We start from the raw sequence: 4,155 nt of genomic DNA on the forward strand, positions 1-4,155 counted from the left end.
CAGCCGTTTTGTGGACCTGACCAATGGCKAGCTCCACAAAGCTGACTTTGCCATCGCCGAGTGCACGGCCGCCATTCAGGAGCAGATCGCTCTGCGCCGCAAAGCGTTAGGCAATTCTTCGGAGATCGCCCAGGCCGCAGGCCTGTTGCTGCAGGCCAACCGCGGCGCAGCGACGGTGGACAGCCGGACGCTTCCCTCCAGCGGCGCGCTCGGTCTGCCCGGAGCACAGAAAAACAATACCCCCGCAGGTTCGGCGGCGCCGCTACCGGGCACTCTCGGCGCCGTGGGCGATCCGGGCGGACCTTATGCGCCTAACGCCCAGGGGTTGCCAAAACCTATTTACRCGCCTTTGGAGGTTGTGTCGGAGGCCGCGCAACCTTCGGCGGTTTCCGGTGCCGAATCGCTACAGGCAGTTGTTCCACTGGAAGAGCTCCTGCCGGAGCTCAATGGTGAAACTGGTTTTGTCGGGCTGGTCAACGAGCAGGTGTTGCCTTCAGCCCAGACCCGCGTCCGGGTGAAAGGCCCGCTAGGCGCCACGTTTGAGGTCACCCTCAATGGGCAACTGGTACCCGCCACACAGGTAGGCAAGAAGAGCAGCCTTGAGAAGAACCGCGTCGTCGCCTGGGAATACATCGGTGTTGACCTCCGGCCCGGCCGCAATACGCTGGGTGTGCGCGCTGTAGACGGTTTTGGCAATGCACGCGGAACGGCGCAAGTCACGATCCTGGTTCCCGGTGCCCTGGCAAAGATCGAAGTTGGCGCGCCTGCGCAGCTGATTGCTGACGGTGCGACTGCCGTTCCTGTCACCATTTCGCTGCGCGATGCGCAAGGCCTGCCGGTGGCCGTGCGAACCCAAGTGACGCTGCAGGCAAGCCTTGGCCAGTGGCAGACTCCCGACCTGGATGCACGCCAGCCCGGCACGCAGGTCTTTGTTGAAGGTGGTGAGGGCCGCTTTTTGTTGTTGCCACCCGCCCAGCCCGGAAAGGCGGAGCTTGGTATTGCCAGCGGCACCGTCAAGTCTGTGGCGGCCATCGAGTTCATGCCCAACCTGCGGCCCATGATTGCGGCCGGTATTGTGGAGGGCACGCTCAACCTGCGCAGCCTCAATCCTTCCGCATTGCAACCCGCGCAAAGCGGCGATGTTTTTGAACGGCAGATCCGGAGCACGTCGCGCAGCTTTGCGGGTGGCAAGGGCGAAGCGGCTGCGCGGACTGCGCTGTTCCTCAAAGGCAAGGTGCTCGGTTCTTCACTGCTGACGCTGGCCTACGATTCCGACAAGCCTTCCGATACGGCGCTGTTCCGCGATATCCAGCCCAACCAGTTTTACCCGGTGTATGGCGATTCGTCGGCGCGTGGCTTTGACGCCCAGTCCACCGGCAAGCTCTACGTGATGCTGCAAAACGGCACCAACTACGCACTGCTGGGCGACTATTCAACCCAGAGCGACAACGCCGCACGTCAGCTCACGCAATACTCGCGCGCCCTGAACGGTGTCAAGGGCCGTTACCAGGAAGGCGCAGTGACCGTGGAAGGTTTTGCAAGCCGCACGGCGACGACGCAACTGGTGCAGGAATTCCGCGCCAATGGCACTTCCGGGCCGTTCCGGCTCAACATCAACGGTGTGGTCAACAGCCAGCAAGTCGACATCCTCACGCGAAGCCGCAGCCAGGCATCAGTCATCATCAATGACACACCGCTGGCGCAGTTCACCGACTACGAAATCGAACCTTTCAGCGGTCAGCTTCTGCTCAAGACTCCGGTTCCGAGCGTGGACACCGACCTGAATCCGATCTTCGTGCGGGTCAGCTATTCGGTGGACTCGGGCGGCCCCAAGCATACGGTCGCCGGCGCCGATGCGCGCCTGGAAGTCCTTCCGGGTATATCGCTCGGCGCGACGGCGGTGCAGGACACCGACCCCGCCAATCGCCAGAACCTCAGCGGACTGAACGTGACGGCGAAGCTGGGCGAAAAAACCGTGGCCACCGGTGAAATCGCCCGCAGCAGTACAGACTTGCAGGGCAACGGCTCAGGCCAGCGCGTGGAAGTCCGTCATGACGACCAGGCGCTGCAGGCGCGCGTCTGGGGTGCGCGCACCAGTGCGGGTTTTTACAACCCCAACAGCGTGCAGTCGGCCGGCCAGTCTGAATACGGCGCAAAAATCGGTTACGCCGTAGATGACAAGAACAGGCTTGTCGCTGAAGCGCTGCGCACTGCCAACAGCGTGACAGGCGCGGCACAAACCGGCGCGGACCTGAAGCTCGAACACAGCCTGCCCGGAAATGTGAAGGTGGAAGTTGGCGTGCGCTACAGCAGCGCCAACACCGCCGCTGCGCTTTCCGGTCCGGCCTTGCCTGGCAGTACCGTTCCGGTGACGCCTTCCGCCACGGCGCTGGCTTCAGGCTCGTCCGAGGAGGTGGGTTACACCACGGCGCGGGTCAAGGTGACGGTGCCGGTTCCGGATGTGCCCCAAGCCGACGTCTACGGCCTGGCCGAATACGCGATCGACGGCAGCGGCGGCCGGGAGGTCGGCGTCGGCGGCAACTATGCCATTAATTCCACAACGCGCCTGTATGCGCGCCACGACTTCATCAATAGCCTGAAAAGCATTTACACGCTCAATGCGTCGACTTCGCAATACACCACCGTTGCCGGCCTCAATACGGAACTGCCGGACAGCACGCAGCTGTTCAATGAATACCGCATGGGCGACAGCATCAACGGCCGCAGCAGCGAGGCTGCGGTCGGACTGCGCAGGCTCTGGCGCCTGGACAATGGCGTCGGCCTGACAGCCAGCTTGCAACGCATTAAGCCGTTGTCGGGTGTGACCATCGACGACTCTAGCGCCGTCACCATCGGAGCCGACTACACGGCCGCGGCCACCTGGAAGGCGTCCGGCCAGGTACAGTGGCAGACATCGGCCACTTCGAGCGGCTGGCTGTTGACGGGCGCGCTGGCCAACAAGCTGGACGACAGCTGGACCCTGCTCAACCGCGCGCTCTACAGCGAGCAGACCAACCTCGGCGCCACGGGCGGCAAGCGTGAACTGATCACGGCGCAGTCCGGTGTGGCCTATCGCCCGGTAAGCACCGACGTGTGGAATGCGCTGGGTCGCATCGAATACAAAAAGGATTCGGACAGCACCCTGGGCCCAGGCGTCAGCCGCGATGAGTCCGGGCTGATTCTTTCCACCCACCTCAATATCCAGCCCAGCCGCAGCTGGGTGACGAGCGCACGCTATGCCGCCAAATGGGGCCGCGACAAGTCCAACGGCATCAGCAGCCGCTCCTTTACCCAGTTGATTGGCGGCCGTTCCACCTGGGACCTTACCGAGCGCTGGGACGTCAGCCTGCAGGCCTACCGCATGTGGGGTAACGGCGCCGCGGAGACCGCGGTGGGCGTGGAAGTCGGCTATCTGGCCTGGAAAAACATGTGGGTGTCACTGGGCTACAACATCAAGGGCTTCCGGGCCGCTGACCTGGCGGGCGAGGCCTACACCCAGCGTGGTGTCTACCTGCGTGTACGCTTCAAGTTTGACGAGAATGTGTTTGAACCGGCTGGCGCGGCCACTGCCTCACCTTCCAACACGGCGGGCCCCAAATCATGATGTTTTTTCAGTGTCCAGGCCTTTCCTCGTATGCGCCCCGCCGATCCTCACCGGCAAGCAAGTGGGCGCGCCTGGTATGGGCCGTGGCCGTCATGCTGCTGGCCGCGACTGGCGCGATGGCACAGACAACTTTCAATTACACGGGCGCCCTGCAGACCTATACCGTGCCGGCGGGCGCGGGCGGCGTGATCATCCAGGCCAACGGCGCGGGTGGTGGCAGCGGCGGCAATGACTTGAGCGGTGACGGCGGCGCTGGCGGCGCGGGTGCGCGAGCCACGGGCACGTATTACATCGCCCCGGGCACCGTGCTCAACGTGGCCGTCGGACAGGGTGGCCGGCCCGGCAACACATCGCAAGGTGCTTTTACCTGCGCCAACGCGGCGGGCGCGGGCGGCCTTGCGGGCGGTGCTCCGGGCTGGGCCGGCGGCTCCGGTGGCCAGGCCGGCTGCAGCGGCTGGTCCGGCGGCGGTGCCGGCGGCGGTGCCGCCAGCGTGGTGGCCACGGCCGCCAATGCCAGGCTGATCATCGCCGGCGGCGGTGGCGGCGGGCAG

2 pseudogenes are annotated in these 4,155 nt (G+C 64.5%); both read left to right on the forward strand.

What is annotated here, in order from left to right:
* Positions 1 to 3,604 (forward strand): annotated as a pseudogene (locus AC1DWI_RS15260) (hypothetical protein); the annotation flags it as partial.
* Positions 3,601 to 4,155 (forward strand): annotated as a pseudogene (locus AC1DWI_RS15265) (hypothetical protein); the annotation flags it as partial. The pseudogenes AC1DWI_RS15260 and AC1DWI_RS15265, both read left to right, overlap by 4 nt.

The organism is Polaromonas sp. P3_C2 (genome assembly GCF_056402675.1).